Raw genomic sequence first — 24598 nt, 5'->3', positions numbered from 1 at the left:
GTCTCCTGCAATTATTTGTACATGGTCTGATTCATCGTTCCGCTAGAATATTTCTCGCGGTCGATGACCACATCCACCAGGGCCGGTTTTCCGGAATCCCGTGCTTTTTCCAGAGCCGGACGGATGTCCGCCGGGTCGGTCACCCGAATCCCGAAGCCCCCCATGGACTCAGCAAAGCGATCAAAGCGCACATCATCAAGGATATTTCCTACATCGCCCCGCTCCGCCCCATACTTCCGGGCTTGTCCGTAACGAATCTGGTTCCAGGAAGCGTTGTTGCCGATCACCCCGACAAAAGGCAATTTGTTACGCACCATGGTTTCGAAATCAAACCCAGTCAAACCGAAGGACCCATCTCCGAACAACACCACCACGTCACGTTCAGGCTGCAACAATTTGGAGGCCATCGCAAACCCTGTCCCCACCCCCAAGGTTCCCAAGGGCCCTGGGTCCATCCACCCCCCGGGTTTATGGGGACGCACCACCGATCCGGAAAAGGTCACAATGTCGCCCCCATCCCCGATATAAACCGTATCTTCCAACAGAAATTCATTAATTTCATGAACCAACCGGATGGGATGAATGGGCGTGGCATTGGCGTCGATAATGGCCCGGTTCTTGTCCTGGGATTTGGCTTCTTCAGAACGCAATAAATCAAGGAATGGGTCATGACGACGGGCCGTGTCCCCGGCAGAGGCATCGCACAGGCCATTCACCACCGCACGAATGTTCCCGACCAGACCGATGTCAAAATCCCGGTTATACCCCACATTGCGATAATCCATGTCGAGAATGATGATGGTCGCCTTGGGATTGAGACGACGCCCATATCCCATGCGAAAATCCAGGGGTGTTCCCGCCAGAAGGATGACATCGGCCTGATCAAAGGCCGTCTTGCGTGAAGACATCAAACCATAGGGATGAGTACGCGGCAAAGTCCCTCGCGCTGCGCCATTCACATAAATGGGCATATTGAAATGCCGGGCAAGGCGGTCGATGGCCTCATGGGCACGACAGGTACGCGCCTGTGTACCAAACAAGGCGACTGGCCGTTCGGCACGGGCCAACGCCTCGGCAGCCCGGGCAATTTCGTTGGGGTCCCCGATAAACTCGCCCTTGACCCGGTAATTAACCGGAATCCGTACCTTGGACACCTCCACCCGCGCATCCAGAACGTCATGGGGAATTTCCAGATATCCTGGCCCCGGTGCTCCATGAAACATTTCGCGAATCGATTGTCCCATCATTTCCGCGCAACGTTCCGTGGTCATCACCGTGGAAGAAAATTTTGAAATGGGAGTCATCATGGCCACATGGGGCAAGTCCTGCAACGCACCCATGCGATACTGTTTGAGGGGCCCTCCTCCGCCAATCAACAACATAGGACTTTCAGCACGAAAAGCGTTGGCCACCCCCGTCACTGCATCGGTGGTTCCAGGACCTGCCGTCACCACGGCACACCCCACTCCGCCCGTGATCCGTGCCGCCGCATCAGCCGCATGCGCTGCCACCTGCTCGTGACGCACATCCACGATGCGGATTCCTTCGTCCAGACAACCATTATAGATGTCGATAATATGACCGCCGGAGATGGTGAAGATATGCTTGACCCCCTCCTGCTTGAGCATTTTTGCGACAATCTGCCCACCACTCAAGGTTTGGGCATGGTCAGGGGTTGGGGTTGCAGTCGTCTCCATCAATTTCTCCGTCTGGGTCAAACCCCCTCAGGGGGGTTAAGCAAAAATTTTCTTTCAAAGTTTCGATTATAGCCAAGCCCAAGGGTTTTGTCTGAATCCGACCTTCAAGAGGAGCGTAGTTGGCGCTGCCGTTCAAACAACAGAATGGATCCTGCCACCCCCGCGTTGAGGGATTCCACGCCGGCACTCATGGGAACCCCTATTCGCTCATGGAGCAGACCCCGAACCTCGTGGGTCAACCCGGTCCCCTCATTCCCGATCACCAGCGCCACTGTCCCTCTGAGATCGAAATCATCATAGGCGCGAGAAGCCCCGCGCTCTGCCCCCAGAATGGTCCCGGAATAACCGGGTAACCAATCTTGCAGGTCCGCACCTTCATGCAAGGTCAATTGAAAATGGGCCCCCATTCCCGCACGCAATACTTTGGGAGACCAAACCTGCACGGTCCCCGTAGCGCAAACCACGGTGGACATTCCTGCCGCTGCAGCAGAGCGCAGGAGCGTTCCCACGTTACCTGGATCCTGCAAACCATCCAGCACCAGACAGGATTCTTCTGTGGGCAAGGAAGCGGGCGCAGCAGGCCAGAAAACCAGCGCAGCCACCCCGCCAGGTGACTGGAGAGAAGAGTATTCATCAAACAGATCATCGGCAATCACCACGGCTTCCGGCCACAGGGAATGGCTTTGCAAGGCACACACTTCCGGATCTGCCACGGCGCTCGCGCGAATGAACCAATGCAGGGGAACCCCACCTTTGGCTTGGTAAGCTTGTAGCAAATGCGCTCCTTCCAATACCGTTTGTCGTTCTTTGCGGCGAACATGGGCGGACTCTGCCAGGCGCCCCCACAGGCGCAAGGCAGGGGAACGAGCAATTTTCATGGCAACAGCGCCCGCACCGGGGCAAAACTGCGCCGGTGCTCGGGACAAGGCCCCTGGCGCTGGAGTGCAGCACGATGTGCCGCACTGGCATAGCCCTTATGCCGCTCGAAACCATAGCCCGGATAAAGGTCAGCCATGTGAATCATATGCGCATCCCGCACTGTTTTGGCCAGAATGGAAGCAGCGGAGATGCTGGTCACCCGTTGGTCCCCTTTGACCACCGCTCGACTGAGCCGGAAAAAGGAGGGCGCATGAAGTCCATCCACCCAAACCTCCGTGGGTGCCTGCGTCAGCCCTGCCAAGGCCCTTTGCATCGCCAATAACGTGGCCTGCAAAATATTCAGGGCATCGATTTCTGCTGCAGAAGCTTCTCCAATAGCCCAGGTCAGAGCTACCGCCCTGATTTCAGTGGCCAGACGGATGCGCTGGGGAGGACTTAACAATTTTGAATCCTTCAGCCCCTTCAACTCCACCTCTATGGGCAGAATGACGGCAGCTGCCAGCACCGGACCGGCCAGGGGCCCCCGTCCGGCCTCATCCACGCCACAGGCGCCGGCGGGAAATTCAGGCAGGCTATCCTGAGCACGGTAACAAAAATCAGGGCGCATGGGTCAATGCCCTTTCCACACCACGCACCAATGCGCCCATGGTATCGGCTTGCAGCCTTCGGCGTACCTCCTGAAAGGACTGGCGCATCTCTGCACGACGCTCGGCATCCCGCAGCAAATTACCCAATTCTTCGGCCAAACGGTCGGGAGTCGCCTGTTCTTGCAAAATCTCGGGAACCACGGCACGCCCCAGGATGATATTGGGCAATCCCACCCAGCCCTTCACCCCCTTGCGCCGCACCAGCCAAGCCGTCAACCCGGACAACCGATAGGTCAGAATCTGGGGACATTCCAGCAAGGCGGCTTCCAGCGTTGCGGTACCGGAAGCCACCAGGGCTACCTCGGCGCCGGCGAGAATGCGGGTAGCATCTTCTTCAAATACCGTCACCGGCAAGGAGGCATAGGCCGGTTCACGCAACAATCGCTGAAAATAGTCTCGGGTTCCCGCATTGATCAAGGGAACGGCAAAACGCCGTTGTGGAAAATCCCGCTGAAGACGCAATGCCGTCTCCAGAAACAGGCGCCCGTGATATTCCAGTTCGGACATTCGACTGCCGGGCAACAAGGCGATCCAGTCCCCCGACCAGGTGGGGTCCAAAGCCGCACGGGCCTGGGCTCGGTCTGGTGGAGGCAGACGGTGCACCAAAGGATGACCGATGTAAGTCAGAGGAATGCCCGCTTGTTCGAAAATCGGGGCTTCAAAAGGGAAAATGGAGAGAATGCCGGAGACAGCCGCACGAATTCCAGGCAACCGTTCTGCACGCCAGGCCCAGACAGTGGGTGCCACCATCTGCAAGGTGGGAATGCGTCCCTCCTTGAGCGCTTTCTCTAACCCCAGATTGAAGTCAGGGGCATCGATGCCCACAAAAAGATCGGGCGGATGACTCAGAAAATGGCGCCGTAACTGCCACCGAATCCATAACAGACGCGGAAGTGCACGCAAGACTTCCCAATAACCCCGCACCGACAAAGCTTCCATGGGAAACAGGGAGCGGGCCCCCAGGGCCTGCATGCGCGGACCCGCAATGCCCTCAAAAGTTGCCTCAGGATAATGTTGACGCACGGCATGCATCAAGGCTTCCCCCAGCATATCTCCGGACGCCTCCCCTGCCACCACGCCAATGCGCATGATCAGCGCAGGATACCGCGGGCAGACTGGTCAAGAAATTCCCGCAAGGGAAGCACACAGGGCGCGTTCTGTGCCAAAAGCGTCAGTTCCTGCTGGGCCTGTTCCAGGGATAATCCCGAACGATATAATTTGCGGTATGCCTGTTTGAGCACACTCAACTCTTCTGTCGTGAATCCTCGGCGCTTCAACCCTTCTGCATTGATGCCGTGGGGTGCCGCCGGAATTCCTGCCACCAGCAGATAAGGAGGAACATCCTGAGTGATGACCGCAGAAATGCCAATGAAACTGTGTGCACCAATCCGTACGAATTGGTGCACCCCAACAAACCCCCCCAGCGTCACCCAGTCGCCCACATGAACATGCCCGGCCAAGGTGGCATGGTTGGCAAAAGTGGTATGGTGACCCACCTGACAGTCATGGGCCAGATGAACGTAGGCCATGATCCAGTTATGGTTCCCCAGTCGGGTCACCCCCACATCCTCTTCGGTGCCCAGATTGAAGGTACAAAACTCGCGAATGGTGTTGTCATCGCCAATCTCCAAGGCCGACTCTTCACCCCGGTACTTTTTGTCCTGAGGTTCGCCCCCCAAAGAACAAAATGAGTAGATCCGGTTACGTTGGCCGATGGTGGTCCGGCCTGCAATGCGCACATGGTCATGGATGACCGTTCCTGCGCCCACCGTGACACCGGGACCGATCAAACTGTAAGCGCCGACCCGCACATTGGGCGCCAGTACTGCGTCAGGATGAATCAAGGCCGTCGGATGACGGAGAACATCTTCAGAATTCCAGGGATTCATGAATGAGTTTTACGCGGATTCGACCAGATTTTTTTCTGCGCACATCAGTTGGGCCTCTGCCGCCACGCGATCTTCCACCCAGGCTTTGGCAGAAAACTTCCAGATTTTATAGGAATGCCGCAACAAGGAGACCTCAAGCCGCAACTGATCGCCGGGAAAAACCGGATTGCGAAAACGGGCTTGATCAATTCCGACGAAATAGGTCACGATTTTTCCATCCGGCTTGATGCCTTCCGTCTTGAAACTGAGCAGAGCAGCTGCTTGAGCCAGGGATTCGATGATCAACACACCGGGCATAACCGGATGGTGAGGGAAATGTCCTTGAAAATACTCTTCGTTACGACTGACATTTTTGATCGCCACAATGGACTTGCCCGGCGTAACCTCCAGAACCCGATCGACCATGAGAAAAGGATACCGATGAGGAAGGTATTCCATGATTTCATTGATGTCCATGCCACTCATCGTTCATTCTCCCTTCTTAATTTAGTGATCATGCTGCACCTGCGCCATTTCAAGCCTGCGAATCCGTTCTGCCCATTCTGGAAGCCCCCTCAAATGCGCCAAAGTATGTAACCACTCGCGATGAGGCTGACTGGGAATGGCCGAAGTATATACTCCAGGTTGGGTGATGGACTTGGTGATCAAGGAAAATCCGGACACCGTAACGCCGTCACAAATCTCCACGTGCCCCACAATGCCCACGCCTCCACCAATTCGACAGCGCGCTCCGATCCGGGAACTCCCTGAAATACCCGTACACCCCGCAATCACGGTATGAGCCCCGATTCGGCAGTTATGAGCAATCTGAATCAGGTTATCCAACTTGACCCCTTCCTCGATGACCGTATCCTCAATGGCCCCGCGATCGATGGTGGTGTTGGCCCCGATTTCCACATCTGCCCCGATACGCACACTCCCCACCTGGGGAATCTTTAACCATCGTCCTTCCTGCCAGGCCATCCCAAAACCATCTGCTCCGATCACGACGCCGGAATGCACCAGGGTGCGGGGGCCTAAGGTCACGCCTGCATACAGGGTGACGCGCGGATACAGGAATACATCCTGAGCCAGGTGAACCCTTTCACCCACGTACCCACCTGCCCCCACCACCACCCCATCGTCGATCAGGGCACCCGCCCCGATTACCGCTTGCGCTCCGATACTGGCGAGGGGAGAGACCCGTGCCTCGGGATGAATCTCTGCCGTCCCATGAATACCCGGTTGGGGCCTGACCTCAGGAAAAAGTTTCTGGGCTACCCGAGCATAACATCCATGCGGGTTATCCGTGATCAAGCAGGGCAAATCCGTGGCTTCCCGATCCTGTTTCTTGAGAATCACGGCGGTGGCGCGCGTATGACCCAATTGCGCCCGATACAGCGGATTGGTCAAAAAAGTGATCTCGCCAGGCTCCGCCCCCTCCAGAGTCCCCACTCCTTCAATCAGGGTGCAGGGATCTCCCTCAACCTCGACGCCACAGATCCGGGCCAGTTCGCCCAGGGTGTAAGTACACTGTCCACGCATGAATGAAGTTATTTACCGCCACTACTACTGCCGCTATCGATGATCCGGATGACCTTGTCGGTGATATCGATGCGGGGTCCGGCATAAATGGCATCCGTCAGAATCAGGTCATAATTCTCTGTAGTGGCAATTTCCTTGATAGCTTTGTTGGCCCGTTCCTGAATGGAAGCAAATTCCTCGTTGCGACGCGTATTGAGATCTTCCCGAAATTCCCGTTGCATGCGTTGAAAATCGCGGTTCAGATTGGCCAGATCACGCTCCTTGTGTGCGCGTTCGCCCTCGCTCATGGTCATTCCGTTCTTGTCCAGTTCGGCTTGCTGTTCCTGGATCTGCTTACCCATTTTTTGCAATTCTACCTGGCGTTTGTCAAATTCTTTCTCCAGCTTTTTAGTGGCCGCCTGAGCAGGCGCTGCCTCGCGAAAAATTCGCTCGATATTGATCCAACCCACCTTCAGTTCGATGGCCATGACCGATGAACTCAATAAAAAGAAGGCGAACAGCAAGGAAACGGATTTGGCGATCTTATGCATGTGGGGCATCTCTCTTCAAGTTTAGAACGTATTACCTAACTGAAATTGTAGTCGCTCAATGTTATCAGTGACTGAGTTATAGTGAAAGGGGGCGGCGTAACTGAACTCGAGGGGCCCCATGGGCGAATACCAGGACAGGGCAACCCCTGCAGAGTAACGCAGTTGCGGGATTGAAAAGCCCTGATTGTAGCCGTAAACGTTCCCGGTATCCACGAACGTACTCAGGCGGAAAGACTTGTCCGTACCCTTCGAACCCGGCAAGGGAAAGAAGTATTCGGCACTGCCTGTAATCATCTTGTTCCCTCCAAGGTTCAGGAGGTTACCATAATTATCATAAACCTGGGGTCCCAGACTGCCCGGGAAGTATCCCCGCACTGATCCTACCCCACCGGCAAAGAAGTTTTTGTAGAAAGGCAAGGGTACCCCCCCATAACCATTGGCATAACCCAACTGACCTGACAGGGAAAGTGTCGTATTCTGACTCACGGGAGTGAGTACCTGCTCACTGGCCGTTGCTCGGTAGTAAGTCAGATTTTCACCAGGTACCCCCACTTCCACTCCATATTTCTGGCTCCACCCCTTCATCGGGTAGATGATGCTGTCCCGGGTATCGTGGGTATACCCCATACTCACCTTGATAGCCTTGGCCTGTGAACCGAACTGGTTGACGAAATCCACATACTCCGCAGGACTGGTGTTGAACACCCCTACGCTGGTGGCTTCAAATCCATACCCGAGAGAATAGGCGTTCACTTCCGAAACCGGTATGGTATAGGTCACATCGGCTCCCAAAGTCCGGGTCGAATAGGGACTGACCCCGATCAGATAGGAGGTATCGATGGAACGGTCATACAAACTGATGGTACGGGCGATGCCTTCCTCGGTCCAATAGGGATTGGTATAGGCAACGGAATAGGTGCGTGTCACCAAGCCGGTACTGACTCCGAAGGAAAGTGAGTTACCACTCCCAAACAGGTTGCTCTGGGTAATCCCCGCACTCAAAATGATGCCTTCGGCATTGGAGTAGCCTGCCCCCAACTGGATGGAACCGGTCTGGCGTTCTGCCACCGTAAAGTTGACGTCCACCTGATCGGTGGTGCCGGGCACGGGCGGACTGTCCACCGTTACCTCGGAGAAGAAACCCAGACGGTCGATCCGTTCCTTGGAACGGTTGACCTTCTCCACAGAGTACCAGGCCCCTTCCATCTGGCGGATTTCGCGCCGAATCACTTCATCCCGGGTCGTGGTATTCCCATAAATATTGACCCGGCGCACGTACACCCGTCTTCCGGGGTCGATGACAAAGGTAAAAGCGGCGGTATGGTGCTCCTTGTCGATTTCCGGATTGGCATTGATATTGGCAAAGGAGTAACCATCCTTGGCCAATCGATCCGCAATCGCCTTGGTGGAAGTCGTGACTTTTTCGCGAGAGAACAAATCCCCCGGTTTGAGTGTGAGCAGTTTTCGCAACTCTGCTTCAGGTACCAAAAATTGGCCCGCCAGTTTCACATCCGACACCCTATAGGGTTGTCCTTCGGTGATATTAACGCTGATATAGACATCCTGTTTGTCCGGGGAAATGGACACCTGAGTGGAATCCACGGCAAACTCCAGGTAACCCCGATCCTGATAATAGGAACGCAAGGCCTCCAGGTCACCGGACAATTTCTGTTTGGAATACTGATCATTTTTGGTGTACCAGGACAGCCAGTTGGGCGTATTCAACTGTAGTTGGTCCTGCAGTTCCTTGGCGGAAAAAGCATGGGCTCCGACAATGTTGATTTCACGAATGTGCGCTGCTTCCCCTTCCACAATGTTAAAGGCCAGTGCCACTCGATTGCGGGGAAGCGGGGTCACAGTGGTGGATACTTGCGTCGAATATTTTCCTTTTCCCAGATACTGTCGTTTGAGTTCTTTCTCTGCCTTGTCCAGCAAGGATTTATCATAGATCCGAGATTCTGCAATCCCAATGGTTTTCAAGGCATCCTTGAGTTGATCCTTGGTAAAGGATTTTGCACCGTTGATTTCAAGACGGGCGATGGAAGGACGTTCCTGGACGTAGACCACCAGAACATTACCATCGGATTCAAGGCGCACATCGGAAAAAAACCCGGTGTCATAGAGCGCCTTCAGCGCGGCAGAAGCTTTCTCCGTGGTAATGGTATCGCCCACCTTGAGGGGCAGATAACTGAAAATCGTCCCCGGTTCGATCCGTTGTGCGCCTTCCACCCGGATATCCTGAATCGTGATCGGCGCCAAGGCCAACGCCAGTGAACTCCAACACATCCAGAACAGAAATATCAGTGAACGAAAAAACATGAGATAAGCAGAATCAGTGATTAAAAAAATGGCGCAAATCATTAAGGAAGGAAAAAACCATGAGTCCCGCCAGCAAAAAAAAGCCAAACCGCTGGGTGAGACTCATGATTTCTGCGGACAAAGGTCGACCCCTCACCCACTCCACCGCATGATACAACAAATGCCCCCCATCCAATAAGGGAATAGGCAATAAATTAAGGACCCCCAAGCTGATACTGATCAACGCCATGAATTGTAAATAGGGTAATAACCCCAGGCGAGCACTGTCTCCCGCCAGCGATGCGATCCGGACCGGCCCTCCCAGATTATCCAGGGAAGCCTGTCCTGTGATCATCTGACCAAAGGAATTCAGGGTCAACAGGGTGAGTGACCCGGTTTTTACGGCACCATGCCAAAGCGCCCTCAGAGGAGAATCCTTGTCAAGAACTGTCCATTGACGGCGCATGGCCTCGGTAACCTGCGGGCTGATGCCAATCCGCCCGATCTGGTGCCCATTGGGCAATTCCACTGCCCGGGGAATGACCTGAACTCGCCGGGTTTGACCGGCACGCTGTAGTTCTATTTCCACCACGGCCTGGGGATGATTTTCCACGATCCTTACCACTTGCACCCAGGTTTCCACCGGTTGTCCCGCCACCCGCAGCAACCGATCCAAAGGTTTCAGTCCGGCCTTGTCCGCCACGCTGTCCGGAATGACCTGTCCCACCACCGGAGGCAAGGGGGGAGTCCACAAATGAAAACCGCTCCCTTCCACCCCTTCTTCTGTCGCCGAGGTGACTTGTGCTGTGGTCAGTGGATGTACTTTTTCCTGGCCTTGGTCATTCCGTGTCACCAACGTCACGGTGCCCCGACCCCGAACCGCTCCGGGCCATTCCAACTCGAAGTCCTGCCAGGTGCGGATCGCCCCTCCTTCCAGACTGGACACACACTCCCCCGCCCGGATCCCCGCTTTCCACGCCAGGGTACCTGGCTCTGGTGCGTCCAAACAAGGTCGCTGTCCGGGAATCCCCAGTGCATAAAGCAAACTGAATAATAACCAGGCCAACAGAAAATTCGCCAAGGGACCCGCCACCACAACCGCACTTCGTTGGGCCAGGGATTTTTGGTTGAAGGCCTGGTGGACTTCTCGCGGAGACACTGGCCCCTCACGTTCGTCCAGCATGCGTACGTATCCACCCAGTGGAATGAGAGCCACTACCCACTCAGTTCCGTTTTTTGCTTGTCGACGCCATATCGGACGCCCAAAACCGATGGAAAAACGCAGGACTTTGACTCCAACCCATCGGGCCACCGCGAAATGCCCCAACTCGTGAATGAAGATCAGACAACTGAGCGCCAGCAAGAAAGCCCCAAGGGTACCCACGCCCCCATTCAACACGGGTTTCTCCCGGACAGAATCAACTCAGCGGAGTGTCGCGCCCGTCGATCCGCCTCCATGACTTCTTCCAAGGTGGTACATGCTTGAGTGGGAAGTTGGTCGAGCACCTGCGCAATGGTGTCGGTAATCGCCCGAAAATTCAAGTGTCCCGCCAGGAACGCCGCCACCGCTACCTCATTGGCTGCATTCAGCAGGGCAGGAGCCGTTCCCCCGGCCTGCATGGCCTGTTCTGCCAGTGCCACTGCTGGAAAACGTTGCCGCTCCAAAGGCAAAAAAGTTAAAGGCCCCGCCACGGTCAAATCCAGCAAAGGCACACCGGAGGATTGACGTTGGGGATAGGCCAAGGCATGGGCAATGGGAATTCTCATGTCCGTGTGTCCCAATTGGGCCAAGAACGAACCATCGATGAACCCCACCAGAGAGTGAATCAGGCTCTGGGGATGAATGACGATTTCAACTTTTTCAGGCGGCAAGCCAAATAACCAGCAGGCTTCAATCAACTCCAACCCCTTGTTCATCATGGTTGCCGAGTCCACCGAAATCTTTTTACCCATACGCCATTTGGGGTGCTGACACGCTTGTTCCGGCGTGACTTTTACCAAATCCTGCAACGGAGTGTTCAGGAAAGGGCCCCCGGAGGCCGTCAATAGTACTTTTTCCACGCCAGAACGACCTCCTTCGTCCTTCGGCCAGCATTGAAAAATGGCATTATGCTCGCTGTCCACGGGAAGCAGACAAGCGCCACCCTGTACAACGGCCTGCATCATCAAGGGACCGGACATGACCAGAGATTCTTTATTGGCCAGAAGTATTTTTTTCCCCGAGCGGGCCGCTGCCAAAGTGGATGCCAAACCCGCAGCGCCTACAATGGCCGCCATCACCGTGGTGACTTCCGGAGCCGAAGCAACCTCTTCGAGGGCCCCTTCCCCTGCCCTCAATACCGTGGGACAGTGGGGGTCCAACATGCGCAGGATCCGTGCCAGTTCATCCAGTTGAGCCGCCTCGGGCACCACAGCCAGACGGGGACGAAAGTCCACGCACTGACGTGCCAATCCAAGTAGATTACGATGCGCGGTCAAGGCATGAATTTCATAGCATTCCGGATGTCGTCGAAGGACCTCCAGGGTACTTACGCCGATGCTGCCGGTGGCGCCCAGAATGGTCAAGTGTTGCTTCATGCTCCCCCCAGCAGATGAATGCTCAGGGCGGCCAGGGGAAGCGTCGCCGTCAGCGCATCGATTCGGTCCAGAACCCCGCCATGCCCCGGCAATCCACTGCCGCTGTCCTTGACGCCGGCACAACGTTTGATCCAGGATTCAAACAGATCTCCCAAAATACCCAACCCCACCAGGCCCCAAATGAGCAGGAACCAGACCCATCCCAGGTGATTGACCAGTTGGGCCATGGGGGAGGATCCCATGGATGCCAGTTTCCACCAGACCCCTCCATAGACCGTCGCTGCCAGCCCTGCACCCGCCACGCCTTCCCAGGTTTTTCCCGGACTGATAGAGGGGGCTAATCGGTGTTTCCCCCAGATACGACCGGTAAAATAAGCCGCGCTGTCGGATATCCAGAGTACGGCCATGAGGGCCAGAAGCACGAGGTTACCCTGATGTTGTAGCAGTGTGAGGGACCAGCCTGTGGGAAGCAGTACCAGGAAACCGACGGCGAGAAGAGGGATTCCACTGACCTGCCATTGCTGTTTCATCCACAGCGGAACCAGGGCAACCCAGAAGACCAGAGATACTTCCATCCACAGGTTTTGCCAGAAAGGCTCCCCTCCAATCTGATAAAACAGCAGGAGCAGCAGGGCATACAGGCAGCGCTGCCAGAAAATCGCTTTCGCCAGCCCTGCCCACTCCCAACCCGCCCAAAGCATGACCCCAGCCACCAGGCCATCCCAGACTTGAGGGGGAGCCCAGAACAAACTCAGACCCACCACCAATAAAAGTACAGACGCGGTCAGGAGCCGTGTGCGGAGCATTGTTCACTGGTCCGACCAAAACGTCGTTCACGGCTCTGATAGGAAAGAATGGCCTGATCCAGCGCAACCCGATCAAAGTCTGGCCAGAGAGTTTCGGTAAAATAAAATTCTGTGTAGGCCAATTGCCAAAGCAGAAAATTGCTGATGCGCTGCTCACCCCCGGTGCGAATGAACAAGTCGGGTTCTGGTAAGTCACCCAGGCAGAGATGCGCCTGCAAATCCGCTTCGGTCATGGAGTGCACCGAGGAAAGATTGGCTCGGTGCCAGGCGTTGACTGCCTGCAGAATATCCCAACGTCCCCCATAATTCACCGCAAGTGTCAAGGTCAGCGCCTGGTTATCCAAAGTCAAACGTTCTGCTTCTTCGATCAGCGCCTGCAATTTTTTACCCAGGGGAGAGCGGTCTCCGATCACGCGTAAACGCACTCCAGCCCCGTGCAGTTGCTGAATTTCTTTTTCCAGCATGTGCATGAAAAGTTGCATGAGCAAACTGACCTCATCTGCTGGACGGCGCCAGTTTTCACTGCTGAAAGCAAACAGGGTCAGGTAGGGAATGCCCTGTTGCAAGCCAGATTCCACCAGGGTACGCACCGCCTCGCTTCCCTTGCGATGTCCTGCAATCCGCGGCAAAAGACGCCGACGAGCCCAGCGCCCATTGCCGTCCATGATGATGGCAATATGGCGAGGAATCGTAGCGACGTCCGGAATCGTCTGGGTGGAACTTTTTACCCTGACCATGGCAGGTTCGCGCCGAACCGTCAAACCGCCATCAACTCGGCTTCCTTGACGGCCAGCATCTTGTCGATTTCTTGAATGAAGCGATCGGTCATTTTCTGGATGTCCTCCTGCGCACGCCGCTCCTCATCTTCCGAAAGAGTTTTGGCTTTGACCATATCCTTGAACTGTGCCAGGGCATCCCTTCGAATATTTCGTACCGCCACGCGTCCGCCTTCGGATTCAGCCTTGACCACTTTGGTCAGGTCGCGCCGCCGTTCTTCGGTTAAAGAAGGCATGGGCACCCGAATCAGATCCCCCTGAGAGGAAGGATTGAGACCGAGGTCAGACTCCCGGATGGCCTTTTCGATCACCGCACCCATTTTTTTCTCGTAGGGATTGACCCCAATGGTTCGGGCATCCACCAGATTGATGCTCGCCACCTGGCTAAGCGGAGTAGGGGTTCCGTAATAATCCACTCGAATGTGATCCAGCAAACCGGCATGGGCTCGCCCCGTTCGCACCTTGGCCAAATCCGCCTTGAGGGTTTCCACGGATTTGGCCATTTTCTGTTCGGTAGTCTTTTTGATATCGGAAATCATCTGACATGACCCTTTCAATTCGTCACGAAGGTGCCTTCGGGTTCGCCCCGAACAACACGCATCAAAGCACCCGGTTTAAAAATGCTAAACACGCCAATGGGCAGGTTCTGATCCCGACACAGAGTCAGTGCCGTCGCATCCATCACTTTCAGATTGTTGACAATGGCCTCTTCAAAGGTAAGGCGTAAATAGCGGCGAGCATCCGGGTTCTTTTTCGGATCATCCGTATAAATCCCGTCTACTTTGGTTGCTTTGAGCACTACCTCAGCACTGATCTCTGCTCCTCGCAGCGCCGCTGCCGTATCCGTCGTAAAAAACGGATTGCCCGTCCCCGCAGCAAAAATCACCACCTTGCCTTCTTCCAGATAACGCAATGCCTTGCCACGAATGTAAGGTTCAGCCACCTGCTCCAGATTCAGGGCCGACTGAACCCGGCTAACCACCTCCACCCGACGCATGGCATCCTGCAAAGCCAAGGCATTCATGACCGTGGCCAGCATTCCCATGTAATCGGCGGTGGCACGGTCCATTCCTATGGCACCAGGTGCCAGCCCCCGAAAAATATTGCCCCCTCCAATCACCACGGCAACTTGCACACCCTGTCGTACAACGGCGGCAATCTCGGCCACGATACGATCGATCGTGGCTCGATTGATGCCGTACGCATCCTCCCCCATCAGAGCTTCGCCCGACAATTTCAAGAGAATGCGTTGGTAAGCAAGTTTCATGGTCTTCCCTGATTAAGCCATCGTACCTGCGGCTGCGGCGACTTCATCGGCAAAGTTCTCGACTTTTTTCTCGATACCCTCGCCCACCACCAGCATGGAGAAGCGTTGCACGCTGGCACCCCGACTTTTGAGCAAAACTTCCACGGTTTGGTCCGGATTCTTGACAAAGGGTTGCCCAACCAGGGTTACCTCGGCCAAATATTTCTGAACCCGCCCCTCCACCATCTTGGCGATGATCTCTGCAGGTTTTCCTGACTCTGCTGCTTGCGCCGTGTAAATTTCGCGCTCGTGCTGGAGCAACTCAGCGGGAATCTCTGTCCTGGAAACACATACCGGTTTGCTGGCTGCAATATGCATGGCAATGTCACGGCCCAGCGCCCCATCTCCCCCGATCATATCCACCAACACGCCAATTTTTTGCCCGTGCTTGTACTGAGCCAGATGCCCCGTGGTCTCGTAACGAGTAAAACGACGCAAGGTCATATTTTCACCCAACTTCATGACCAGAGCCTGCCGCACGTCTTCAAGAACGCCGCCACCGGGCAGAGAACACTGAGCCAATGCCTCCACTGTCACCGGGTTGTTGTGCACCACACACTCGGCTGCCGCGCGCGCAAAGTCCATGAACTCTTCATTCTTGGCCACAAAGTCAGTTTCGCAGTTGACTTCCACCAGCGCGCCAACCCGGGCATCGGCATGGATAGCCACCGCCACCACACCTTCCGCCGCCACCCTGGTGGCGGCTTTGCTGGCCTTGGCTCCGCTCCGAATGCGCAACAGGTCTTCCGCGGCTTTCATATCTCCCTGAGCCTCGGTCAAAGCCTTCTTGCATTCCATCATCCCCAAGCCTGTACGTTCACGCAGTTCTTTCACCATCGATGCGGTAATTTCCGCCATAGCCCACTCCTTACAATTAATCTGGAAACCCCTGCCTGGCAGGGGCGTCAGTGCCCGACTCTTCAGACCTCGGATACGTCACTTTCCTCTTCGACAAATTCTTCCCCTGAAATGGCCTCGTTAAGGCTTTGGGCACGTCCTTCCAGAATGGCATCTGCTACCCCGCGGGCATAGAGTCGAATGGCGCGCGTCGAATCATCGTTCCCCGGAATGACATAATCAATGCCTTCCGTGGAGTTATTGGTATCCACAATGCCAATGATGGGAATCCCCAACTTGCGTGCTTCCACCACGGCATTTTTTTGATAGCCCACGTCAATCACGAACAATGCATCCGGCACACCATTCATGGACACGATCCCCCCCAGACTGCGCGCCAGTTTGTCTTTTTCGCGCTGATAGGTGAGGGCTTCTTTCTTGGACAAACGATCCATGGAACCATCTTCGATCATCAAGGAAAGTTCATTGAGACGCTTGATCGATTGCTTGACCGTTTTGAAATTTGTGAGCATCCCGCCCAACCAGCGGTGGTCCACAAAAGGAGACCCCGCCCGCAGCGCTTCCTCGCGCACGATATCGCGAGCCTGACGCTTGGTCCCCACAAACAGGATCGACTGATTATTGGCAGACAAACGACGCACAAAGTTCATGGCTTCCTGATAAAGAGGAAGGGTCTTCTCCAGATTGATGATGTGGATCTTGTTGCGGTGACCAAAAATGAAAGGAGCCATCTTGGGATTCCAGTAACGGGTCTGGTGTCCAAAATGAACTCCGGCTTCCAGCATTTGTCGCATGGTGACTGACATGGTAAAACTCCTGATCGAGGGTTGAGCCGCCGCCGGTCCATTTCACCTTTTCCAAGGCACCCTGTGTTTTAACCGGCGTGTGAAATTGCTATAAAGCCCTTTATGATACCATCCCGACTTCATAATAATCAACCAAGCCAAATTCCGAACTCATGTCTTCTTCTGCAGTCACTCTGAAAAACCCCGAAGAAATTCACAAAATGCGTATCGCCTGTCGCCTCGCTGCCGAAGTGCTGGACTACATTACGCCCCACGTGGTTCCGGGCGTCACCACCGACCATTTGGATCGCCTGTGCCATGACTACATGGTCGAGGTTCAACACACCATCCCGGCCCCCCTGAATTATGCGCCCAAGGGACATCGGCCCTATCCCCGTTCGATTTGCACTTCGGTCAACCATCAGGTCTGTCACGGCATTCCCGGCGACCGCATCCTCAAGAATGGAGACATCGTCAATCTCGACATCACCGTCATCAAGGAAGGATTTCATGGGGATACCAGCCGCATGTTCTGTGTGGGAGAAATCAGCAAACAGGCCCGCCGTCTTTGCGACCTGACTTATGAATCTCTCTGGCACGGCATCCGGGCCGTCGCTCCAGGCCACCATCTGGGAGACATCGGCCATGCCATTCAGACCTTTGCCGAAAAAGCGGGGTACAGCGTAGTCCGCGAGTTTTGTGGTCACGGCATCGGGCGTCACTTTCACGAAGAACCTCAGGTCCTCCATTACGGCAAAAAAGGCAGCGGCTTGCGCCTCGAAGCCGGCATGATTTTCACCATCGAACCCATGATCAATGCCGGGCGGCGGGATATCCGACCATTGGGCGATGGCTGGACCATTGTCACCGCAGATCATAGCCTGTCTGCCCAGTGGGAACATACGATCCTGGTAACACCAGAGGGGTTCGAAGTTCTGACCCTCTCTTCCGGAACACCTCCCGCCCCCTGACCATGCACGCCACTGCCACGCTCAAATCCCAACTTCAAAAGAAAAGAGCCGAACTTTTTGAAGCCTACCTGCGCCAACCCTCCCCTCGACGCCTGCTCAAGCAATGGTGTGCCGTCGTGGATGAAACCCTGCGCCAACTCTGGAGCACCCACGACTTCAAACAAGATGCCACCTTGGTGGCTGTGGGCGGCTATGGACGCGGGGAGTTGTATCCCTATTCCGACATCGATCTGCTCATCCTGTTGCCCGGTCAAGAAAACGGCTTCCTCACCCAACGCATCGAATCTTTCATTGGTACCCTCTGGGATATTGGACTGGAAGTCGGTCACAGCGTCCGCACCGAAGCCGAATGCCTGAAAGAAGCCGTTCAGGACCTGACCATCGCCACCAATCTGTCCGAACAACGATTTCTCAGCGGGAAACGACGGGCCCAACAGGAACTTTGTCAAAAACTTCCCGCCACTCTGGACCTGAACGCCTTCAGAGCCGGCAAGATCCAGGAACAGCGCCAGCGTCATCACAAACACCACGATACGGCCTTCAACCTGGAACCCAACCTCAAGGAAAGTCCGGGCGGACTGCGGGATCTGCACACCATTTCCTGGATCGCATGGGGAGCGGGGTTGAATCCTGGGTGGGCCTCTTTCACCCAGGCGGGACTGATCAGCGCAGCAGAAGCACGACAGGCCCGTACACGCTGGGGGTTTTTACAGGATTTGCGGATTCGTCTGCAGGGTCTTGCGCAACGCCGCGAAGACCGCCTCCTCTTCGATTATCAGACCTCCCTCGCGCTTCAGCTCGGTTGGCAAGACAGCGCACAACGACGCGCCAGCGAAGGGTTGATGCAAGCCTACTACAAAACCGCCAAATCTGTTCTATTGATGAATGCCATTCTAGTGGAGCAAATTGAGGCACGCACCCGCCCTGTGCACCTACCTCCTGTTCTCCTGCAAGATCCCTTCGTACGACAGGGAGATTTGCTGGGCACCACCCCCGGTACCCTTCTGGATCAGAAACCGGAACTCCTCTTCAATGCCTTCCTTCTTCTCCAGCAATACCCTGACCTGCGTGGTTTCACACCCGATGTTCTGCGTGCCGTCTGGCGGGGAAAACGCCACATCAATGCGGCTTTTCGTTCCAACCCGGTGCATCAGCAGCAGTTTCTCGAAATCCTCAGGCAACCGGCACGAACCGCCGATGTCCTGAAACGCATGAATTATCTGGGGGTTCTGGGACGTTACCTGCCCGCCTTTGGACGCATCGTGGGACAAATGCAGCATGACCTGTACCATGCCTATACCGTGGATGAGCATACTCTGAAGGTCATCCGTAACCTGCGTCGCTTTGCCCTGCCCCGTTTTAATCATGAATTCCCTCTCTGCTCCACCCTGATGCAACAATTTGACCGGCCTGATCTGTTGATCCTGGCGGCACTTTTTCATGATATTGCCAAAGGTCGGGGCGGAAATCATGCCCAACTTGGTCGTTCGGATGCCCTCTATTTTTGTCGCCAACACCATTTGCCCCGAACCGATACACAGTTGGTGGCCTGGCTGGTGGAACAACATCTCAATTTTTCTGCAGTGGCCCAGAAACAGGACCTTTCAGATCCTGCAGTAATCTGCCGTTTTGCGGAACAAACGGGAAACCTGCGTCGTCTGACTGCCCTCTACCTGCTCACCGTGGCCGATATCCGGGGCACCAGTCCCAAGGTATGGAATGCCTGGAAAGGAAAACTACTGGAGGATCTGTATCGCCTGACCGCACAGGTTCTGGAAGGAGAACAAATAACTCATGACGAACCCAGCACAAATCGCCAAACTCAGGCCCTGGAGATTCTGAAACACTATGGCTTGCAAGAGGTTTCCGAAGTGACCTTGTGGAAGACCCTGGAAGACGGCTATTTCCGACGCCATGAAATCCGGGACATCGCATGGCATGCCCGCAGTTTGCAAGGTTGCACCGGATCTTCGAAACCCCGGGTACGGGCACGTCTTTCACCGGTGGGGGAAGGATTCCAGGTTCTGATCTACAGCCCGGATCGAACCGGTTTGTTTGCCCACCTTTGCGAATACTTCGAGCGTTCCGGCCAAGCCATTGTTGCCGCCCGCATCCACACCACCCTGGATCAGCATGCCCTTGACACCTTTCAGGTGCTGCCCCACCACAGTTCGGTGGAACATTATCGAACGCAACTCAAACGCATAGAAAACGAATTACAGGAACAACTGGATCATCCCGGTCCTCTTCCTACCCCGCGCAGGTCACGCCTGCCCCGCCAACTTCGCCATTTTCCCTATCCCGCGCGCATCCTGTTGGGAGATCCGGAACGCGATGGTCAGGTCCCCCTGACCGTGGTAGCCGGTGACCGCCCCGGCTTGCTGTACCGACTGGCCTGCGTTTTTCTGCGCCACGACATCGATCTGCACGGGGCCCGCATCAATACCTTGGGCGAACGGGTGGAAGACGTCTTTCTGATTTCTTCTCCACGCCTGGATAATCCGACAGAACGCCAGTGTCTGCATGACGACCTGCTGCACGAAGTCTCTCAGGAACAGTCTCCCATGCCCACAGAATCAGTCACCAGCCGGACGTAGTTCGGGGTCGGGAAACAATTCCTCGATGAAACCGAAACGGCTGAAATCCCGAATTCGACTGGGGTAGAGGATCCCGTCCAGATGGTCACATTCATGTTGTACTACCCGCGCATGAAAACCACTGACGGTTCGTTCGATCCATTCCCGCTGCAGATTCCAGCCCGCGTAATAAAGATGTTGGGCACGGGGAACCCAGCCACGCATCCCCGGGACGGACAGGCACCCTTCCCATCCCTCTTCCTGGTCATCCCCCAAAGGTCGCCAGACCGGATTGATGAGGAGGGTGCGGGGAATCGGCGCCGCATCGGGATAACGTGCACTGGCCTCGAAACCAAACAAGACGACTCTCCACCCCACACCAATCTGTGGCGCGGCCAGCCCCACCCCCTCCGCCTTGAGCAAGGTGTCTTCCAGATCCTGAACCAACTCGGGCAAGCAGGGCCATTCCTCCTCCGCCACCGACACAGCGGGAGAGCACAGGGCAGGATGGCCCATTCTCACAATAGGACGCACCGCCATTCAGGTTCGCTCTGCCAGCCAATGGGCAAAAGCAGTCCCGGTTTCTTCGTGGCGCAAACCATAGGTCACCGTTGCCTTGAGATAACCCAACTTGCTTCCGCAATCATAACGTACTCCCTCAAAGGGACAAGCCAGAACCATTTCACGCTCCAGCAGACGGGCAATCCCGTCGGTCAACTGAATTTCCCCGCCCGCCCCCGGTGCCACTTCGCGCAGGGTGTCGAAAACCGACGGGGTCAAAATATAACGCCCAACCACCGCCAAAGTTGAAGGAGCCCGATCCGGCGCGGGTTTCTCCACGATTCCCGTAACCCTCAAATACTCGCCCATCCCATGTTCCGTCTGGACGATACCATATTGTCCGGTCTGTGCACGGGGCACTTGCTGCACCCCCAGAACAGAGGAACCACTTTTTTCGTACCATTCCATCATCTGACGTAACACCGGAACCTTTGAATCGATCAAATCATCTGCCAGTACCACGGCAAAAGGTTCATCCCCCACCAAAGGCGCCGCACACAAGATGGCATGGCCCAATCCCAAGGCTTCCGGCTGTCGGACATAGGCACAACTTACCCCCGAGGGCGGCAGATTACGAACGATTTCCAACATTCGGTCTTTCCCCCGTTGAGCCAGTTCAGCCTCCAATTCATAAGCTTTGTCGAAGTGATCTTCTATTGCTCTCTTACCGCGACCCGTCACAAAAATCATTTCTGTGATGCCCGCCGCCACGGCTTCTTCCACTGCGTATTGAATCAATGGCTTGTCCACCACCGGCAACATTTCCTTGGGACTGGCCTTGGTCGCAGGTAAAAATCGGCTCCCCATTCCTGCCACCGGAAATACTGCTTTACGAATTTTTTTGATCATGCATTGATTTCCTTGAAAAGTTTATCCCACTGATCCTCATCAAGCATCGGGATGCCCAATTTTTGTGCCTGCGCGACCTTGCTGCCCGGATCCCGCCCCACCACCAGATAATGAGTCGAACGGGACAAACTGCCCACCACCTTTCCCCCGGCTTGCTCAATACGTTCCCTGGCTTCCTCCCGGGAATAACGGGCCAGAGTTCCGGTCAAGACAAAGGTCAAACCCGCCAAAACCTGCACAGCCTGCCGATTCCGGGTATTTTCGTACCAGTGGATACCCTGGGCACGCAGGTGCGCGATGATCTGCCGATTGCGTTCTCCGGAAAAAAATTCTCGCAGGGATTGGGCTACCACGGGACCAATCTCCACCACTTCCTGCAAACGGGTTTCGTCGGCTTCCATCACGTCTTCCAGCGTCCCGAAATGAAGTGCCAGATCCTGGGCCGTGCGTTCGCCGATCTGGCGAATTCCCAAGGCGAACAGAAACCGTGCCAAGGTGGTTTCCTTGCTACGTTCCAGGGATTGCACCAGATTTTCTGCGGATTTCATCGCCATGCGGGGCAATGAAGCCCATTGTTCGAGGGTCAGGCGGTAAAGATCGGCAGGTTCCGTCACCCAGGCGCGTTCCACCAGAGCATCCACCAGTTTCTCACCCAGTCCTTCCACATTCATGGCACGTCGTCCGACAAAATGCAGTAATGCCTGCTTGCGTTGAGCCGGGCAGTGGAGGCCTCCACTACAGCGCCAGGAAATTTCCTCCGGAAGCCGTCGCGCTGGACATCCACATACCGGACAGGTGAGGGGCATCTCAAAAGCCACTGTGTCTGCAGGGCGAAGTTCCCGAACCACCCGTACCACTTCCGGAATGACATCGCCTGCACGGCGGACCCAGACCTGATCTCCCACCCGGATATCCTTACGACGAATTTCCTCGTCATTATGCAGGGTTGCGCGCATTACCGTCACTCCCCCCACGAATACGGGCTTCAAATGCGCCACAGGAGTCAACGTACCGGTACGCCCCACTTGAACCTCGATGGCTTCCACCGTACTCAATGCCTCTTCGGCAGGAAACTTGTGCGCCAGAGCAAAACGCGGCGCACGGGTGACAAACCCCAACCTCTGCTGGGCAATGCGTGCATTGACCTTATAGACCACCCCATCCACTTCGTAAGGCAGGGAAGCGCGGCGCGCGCCCAGATTCTCAAAAAACGCCCGGAGCCCGCTTTCGCCCTGGACCACCTGGACCTCTTCTGCCACGGGAAACCCCAGCGTGCCCAGCCAACGCAGTAACGCATCCTGATGATCCGGCAGTTCATAGCCAGGAGAGACTCCGCCCACACCATAAGCCAGAAAGACCAGGGGACGACGGGCCGTTTCTGCCGGGTCCAGTTGGCGCAAAGCGCCTGCGGCGGCATTGCGCGGATTGACGAAGGCTCGTTCTCCTGCCCTTGTCTGACGCTGATTGAGTTGTTCGAAGTCCTTCTTGAGCATCAGGACTTCTCCGCGCACCTCCAACCACTCTGGCCAGGGTTCAGAACCCTGCATACGCCGGGGAATACTTTTCACCGTCATCAGATTGGCAGTTACCTCTTCTCCCTTCTCACCATCGCCGCGCGTGGCACCCTGCACCAGAGTGCCCCCACGATACAACAGGTTGATGGCCAGACCATCGAATTTTGGTTCACAACAATAGGCCACCGCCTCCACGCCCAATCCCATTCGAACCCGCCGATCAAATTCCTGGAGATCGTGAAAATCAAATCCATTATTCAGACTCAGCATGGGTTCACGGTGGCGAACCAGGCGCACGTTGCGGCGCAAATCCAGAGATCCCACTTGCTGAGTGGGGGAATCCGCCCTGACCTGATCAGGATGCCGGGCTTCCAATGCCGCCAGTTCCCGATACAGCGCATCATATTCCGCATCGGGAATCGTGGGCGCATCGAACCCGTGGTATTCCTGATTGTAATGCTTCAGTTTATCCTGCAGAAGATGCAGACGGGCAATTTCATCCATGTGCCCCCCCTTCAGGAAAAGAAACGCCGTGCCAGTGTACTGCCGCAGGGAATCCCCTGAGTTTCCAAAGTCCCCATCACCTGAGCCAGTTGCTTCTCGATGGTGGTGCATTGACGCACCCCCAGACGTTCTCCCTGATCATCCACCACCTCTCCTTCCAGCACCAGGGCAAGCCGTTCAGCCACCGCAAACATCTCTTTGAAAATCGTCACAGGATCCGGTACACGCACCACTTCCAATAACAGGGTCACGGCGCTGATGGGTTCATGATCCAGATTCACGGGTAGGAAAGGGGCACCATCCTGACGAATCAAGGTGAAGCGATCCTGTCCATCCGCCGTACGGGCATGGCATCCCCCATCCTCACCCAAACTTATTCCTTCCTGCGTCAAATATTTCAGGAGCCGTGACCCCAGAGGACTTTTGATGGGAGAAAAGCGGACATTGATTCCCACGATGATATCTACCTGTTCACAGAATCGATCCAGTTGTTGGGCACGTTCCGCCGCCTGGCCCACTTCTCCAGGCTCGATGGTTGCCCCCAGATGACTGGCGAGGGCACGCATTTCATCTGCAAAGAGCGTGAGTCTTGCCTCACTGATCCGTCCTGCCCGACTAACCAGAGGCAACAGCCCATGACACTGCTCAAAATTCACGCCCCCCTGAGTTGTCACGTCCATCCATTGTCCCTGATGCTGTCCTACCCAACGCAATCCCTGGGTCATCAAGCGGGATCGATGAATGGCTTGGCGCAGGTCATTCCCGGTGAAATGCCCCCGCAATACCACGTCGTATTCAAAACGAAGATCGGGAGCCTGGGCAAGGCTCGTGGAACCCTGATCCGTGGAAACAGGGATTTCGCCCAATTTTGGTTCCTCGCGAACGGCAATTTCGGATACCTCATCCAGCAAAGGATCATGAACCGAAGTCGGAATCAAGTCCCGGGTCAACCGCTGCTGGCGTTGCTCCTGCCAGCGTCCCCACAATACCACTCCCACTACCAAGGCCAAAGCCGATACCCCAGCCATTATCCGCAATTCACTCATCATGC

The 24598-nt window shown here is 55.6% G+C and carries 23 protein-coding genes; 2 read left to right on the top strand and 21 right to left on the bottom strand.

Features of this window, described 5'->3' with window-relative positions:
• Positions 1-11: 11 nt before the first annotated feature.
• The 17 genes from IV91_RS0109335 to rpsB all read right to left on the bottom strand — a co-directional run bounded on the left by IV91_RS0109335 (position 12) and on the right by rpsB (position 16593).
• Complete coding sequence (locus tag IV91_RS0109335) at positions 12-1697, bottom strand: thiamine pyrophosphate-binding protein (protein WP_031597826.1); 1686 nt, start codon at positions 1695-1697, stop codon at positions 12-14.
• Between the two features lie 104 nt (positions 1698-1801).
• On the bottom strand, positions 1802-2575 hold the full coding sequence (locus IV91_RS0109330) for a TrmH family RNA methyltransferase (protein WP_031597825.1): 774 nt from the start codon (positions 2573-2575) through the stop codon (positions 1802-1804).
• The gene (locus IV91_RS0109325; RefSeq protein ID WP_031597824.1) at positions 2572-3183 is read right to left on the bottom strand and encodes a ribonuclease HII; all 612 of its coding nucleotides are present in this window, start codon (positions 3181-3183) and stop codon (positions 2572-2574) included. Before IV91_RS0109325 ends, IV91_RS0109330 begins: the two co-directional genes overlap by 4 nt.
• A complete protein-coding gene (gene lpxB, locus IV91_RS0109320; protein ID WP_051862451.1) occupies positions 3173-4312 on the bottom strand; it encodes a lipid-A-disaccharide synthase in 1140 nt (379 codons plus the stop codon). The genes IV91_RS0109325 and lpxB overlap by 11 nt, the downstream gene beginning before the upstream one ends.
• Before the next feature lie 2 nt (positions 4313-4314).
• Positions 4315-5112: an acyl-ACP--UDP-N-acetylglucosamine O-acyltransferase gene (lpxA, locus tag IV91_RS0109315; protein ID WP_031597822.1), complete on the bottom strand. Its 798-nt coding sequence runs from the start codon at positions 5110-5112 to the stop codon at positions 4315-4317.
• A 9-nt stretch (positions 5113-5121) separates the two neighbouring features.
• Positions 5122-5568 carry a 3-hydroxyacyl-ACP dehydratase FabZ gene (gene fabZ / locus IV91_RS0109310; RefSeq protein WP_035417634.1) on the bottom strand — a complete coding sequence of 149 codons (447 nt, stop codon included), beginning with the start codon at positions 5566-5568 and terminating at the stop codon, positions 5122-5124.
• A 30-nt stretch (positions 5569-5598) separates the two neighbouring features.
• Positions 5599-6636 carry a UDP-3-O-(3-hydroxymyristoyl)glucosamine N-acyltransferase gene (gene lpxD, locus IV91_RS0109305; protein WP_031597819.1) on the bottom strand — a complete coding sequence of 346 codons (1038 nt, stop codon included), beginning with the start codon at positions 6634-6636 and terminating at the stop codon, positions 5599-5601.
• Positions 6637-6644: 8 nt separating this feature from the next.
• Positions 6645-7166, bottom strand: a complete 522-nt coding sequence (locus tag IV91_RS0109300) for an OmpH/Skp family outer membrane protein (protein ID WP_031597818.1) — start codon at positions 7164-7166, stop codon at positions 6645-6647.
• 21 nt (positions 7167-7187) lie between these two features.
• Complete coding sequence (gene bamA, locus IV91_RS0109295; protein ID WP_031597817.1) at positions 7188-9485, bottom strand: outer membrane protein assembly factor BamA; 2298 nt, start codon at positions 9483-9485, stop codon at positions 7188-7190.
• Positions 9486-9498: 13 nt separating this feature from the next.
• Positions 9499-10863, bottom strand: coding sequence for an RIP metalloprotease RseP (rseP, locus tag IV91_RS0109290; protein WP_051862449.1), 1365 nt, complete (start codon positions 10861-10863; stop codon positions 9499-9501).
• Entirely contained in the window at positions 10857-12041 is a 1185-nt protein-coding gene (gene dxr, locus IV91_RS0109285; RefSeq protein WP_031597814.1) for a 1-deoxy-D-xylulose-5-phosphate reductoisomerase, read from the bottom strand. The genes rseP and dxr overlap by 7 nt, the downstream gene beginning before the upstream one ends.
• Positions 12038-12847, bottom strand: a complete 810-nt coding sequence (locus IV91_RS0109280; RefSeq protein ID WP_031597813.1) for a phosphatidate cytidylyltransferase — start codon at positions 12845-12847, stop codon at positions 12038-12040. The genes dxr and IV91_RS0109280 overlap by 4 nt, the downstream gene beginning before the upstream one ends.
• A complete protein-coding gene (uppS, locus tag IV91_RS0109275; protein ID WP_031597812.1) occupies positions 12826-13584 on the bottom strand; it encodes a polyprenyl diphosphate synthase in 759 nt (252 codons plus the stop codon). The genes IV91_RS0109280 and uppS overlap by 22 nt, the downstream gene beginning before the upstream one ends.
• A gap of 20 nt (positions 13585-13604) precedes the next feature.
• Positions 13605-14162: a ribosome recycling factor gene (gene frr / locus IV91_RS0109270; protein WP_031597811.1), complete on the bottom strand. Its 558-nt coding sequence runs from the start codon at positions 14160-14162 to the stop codon at positions 13605-13607.
• 14 nt (positions 14163-14176) lie between these two features.
• Positions 14177-14890, bottom strand: coding sequence for a UMP kinase (gene pyrH / locus IV91_RS0109265; RefSeq protein ID WP_031597810.1), 714 nt, complete (start codon positions 14888-14890; stop codon positions 14177-14179).
• A gap of 12 nt (positions 14891-14902) precedes the next feature.
• Complete coding sequence (gene tsf, locus IV91_RS0109260; RefSeq protein ID WP_031597809.1) at positions 14903-15787, bottom strand: translation elongation factor Ts; 885 nt, start codon at positions 15785-15787, stop codon at positions 14903-14905.
• A gap of 62 nt (positions 15788-15849) precedes the next feature.
• Positions 15850-16593, bottom strand: a complete 744-nt coding sequence (gene rpsB / locus IV91_RS0109255; RefSeq protein WP_031597808.1) for a 30S ribosomal protein S2 — start codon at positions 16591-16593, stop codon at positions 15850-15852.
• Between the two features lie 152 nt (positions 16594-16745).
• Between rpsB and map the strand changes: the two genes are divergently transcribed.
• Both map and IV91_RS0109245 read left to right on the top strand, forming a co-directional pair.
• A complete protein-coding gene (gene map / locus IV91_RS0109250; RefSeq protein ID WP_031597807.1) occupies positions 16746-17543 on the top strand; it encodes a type I methionyl aminopeptidase in 798 nt (265 codons plus the stop codon).
• A 2-nt stretch (positions 17544-17545) separates the two neighbouring features.
• The gene (locus tag IV91_RS0109245) at positions 17546-20140 is read left to right on the top strand and encodes a [protein-PII] uridylyltransferase (RefSeq protein ID WP_051862447.1); all 2595 of its coding nucleotides are present in this window, start codon (positions 17546-17548) and stop codon (positions 20138-20140) included.
• Here IV91_RS0109245 and IV91_RS0109240 read toward each other — a convergent pair.
• The 4 genes from IV91_RS0109240 to IV91_RS0109225 are packed head-to-tail and all read right to left on the bottom strand — an operon-like array spanning position 20120 to position 24596.
• Positions 20120-20659 carry a peptide deformylase gene (locus IV91_RS0109240; RefSeq protein ID WP_031597805.1) on the bottom strand — a complete coding sequence of 180 codons (540 nt, stop codon included), beginning with the start codon at positions 20657-20659 and terminating at the stop codon, positions 20120-20122. The two genes, IV91_RS0109245 and IV91_RS0109240, sit on opposite strands and share 21 nt — an antisense overlap.
• Positions 20660-21526, bottom strand: a complete 867-nt coding sequence (gene galU, locus IV91_RS0109235) for a UTP--glucose-1-phosphate uridylyltransferase GalU (protein WP_031597804.1) — start codon at positions 21524-21526, stop codon at positions 20660-20662.
• Positions 21526-23547, bottom strand: a complete 2022-nt coding sequence (gene ligA / locus IV91_RS0109230; RefSeq protein ID WP_035417600.1) for an NAD-dependent DNA ligase LigA — start codon at positions 23545-23547, stop codon at positions 21526-21528. The genes galU and ligA overlap by 1 nt, the downstream gene beginning before the upstream one ends.
• A gap of 11 nt (positions 23548-23558) precedes the next feature.
• The gene (locus tag IV91_RS0109225; RefSeq protein ID WP_082783150.1) at positions 23559-24596 is read right to left on the bottom strand and encodes a cell division protein ZipA C-terminal FtsZ-binding domain-containing protein; all 1038 of its coding nucleotides are present in this window, start codon (positions 24594-24596) and stop codon (positions 23559-23561) included.
• Positions 24597-24598 lie beyond the last annotated feature (2 nt).

This window comes from Ferrovum myxofaciens, assembly GCF_000735045.1.
Lineage (GTDB): Bacteria > Pseudomonadota > Gammaproteobacteria > Burkholderiales > Ferrovaceae > Ferrovum > Ferrovum myxofaciens.
Note: the sequence above shows the minus strand (reverse complement) of the source record. Positions and strands in the feature narration are given on the sequence as shown.